1 rRNA gene (only partly in view) is annotated in these 957 nt (G+C 57.9%); it reads right to left on the bottom strand.

Annotated features, from left to right (window positions below):
* Positions 1-957, bottom strand: a 23S ribosomal RNA gene (locus tag CK485_RS29140) (it extends past both window edges: 1,561 nt to the left, 1,010 nt to the right).

The raw sequence follows: 957 nt of genomic DNA, 5'->3' as shown, positions 1-957 counted from the left end.
CTACCACTCGGGCTACACCCTTACCCCGGGACAACCACCGCCCGGGCTGGACTACCTTCCTGCGTCACCCCATCACTTACCTACTACTCCCTCGGGCCAGCGGCTCCACCACTCCCACCTCGTCCGAAGACTCAGCAGGCGGCTTCACGGCCTTAGCATCAGAAGATTCGATACTGGGCGCTTCAAAGCGGGTACCGGAATATCAACCGGTTGTCCATCGACTACGCCTGTCGGCCTCGCCTTAGGTCCCGACTTACCCTGGGCAGATCAGCTTGACCCAGGAACCCTTAGTCAATCGGCGCACACGTTTCCCACGTGTGAATCGCTACTCATGCCTGCATTCTCACTCGTGAACCGTCCACAACTCGCTTCCACGGCTGCTTCACCCGGCACACGACGCTCCCCTACCCACCCACACCCGCGTTGGCGGTAATGTGTGAGTGACACGACTTCGGCGGTATACTTGAGCCCCGCTACATTGTCGGCGCGGAATCACTTGACCAGTGAGCTATTACGCACTCTTTCAAGGGTGGCTGCTTCTAAGCCAACCTCCTGGTTGTCTCTGCGACTCCACATCCTTTCCCACTTAGCATACGCTTAGGGGCCTTAGTCGATGCTCTGGGCTGTTTCCCTCTCGACCATGGAGCTTATCCCCCACAGTCTCACTGCCGCGCTCTCACTTACCGGCATTCGGAGTTTGGCTAAGGTCAGTAACCCGGTAGGGCCCATCGCCTATCCAGTGCTCTACCTCCGGCAAGAAACACACGACGCTGCACCTAAATGCATTTCGGGGAGAACCAGCTATCACGGAGTTTGATTGGCCTTTCACCCCTAACCACAGGTCATCCCCCAGGTTTTCAACCCTGGTGGGTTCGGTCCTCCACGACCTCTTACAGCCGCTTCAACCTGCCCATGGCTAGATCACTCCGCTTCGGGTCTAGAGCGTGCAACTCGAAT

Source organism: Streptomyces sp. ICBB 8177, assembly GCF_003144095.1.
In the GTDB taxonomy this organism is placed as follows: domain Bacteria; phylum Actinomycetota; class Actinomycetes; order Streptomycetales; family Streptomycetaceae; genus Streptantibioticus_D.
This window is presented reverse-complemented; position numbering and strand designations above follow the sequence as displayed.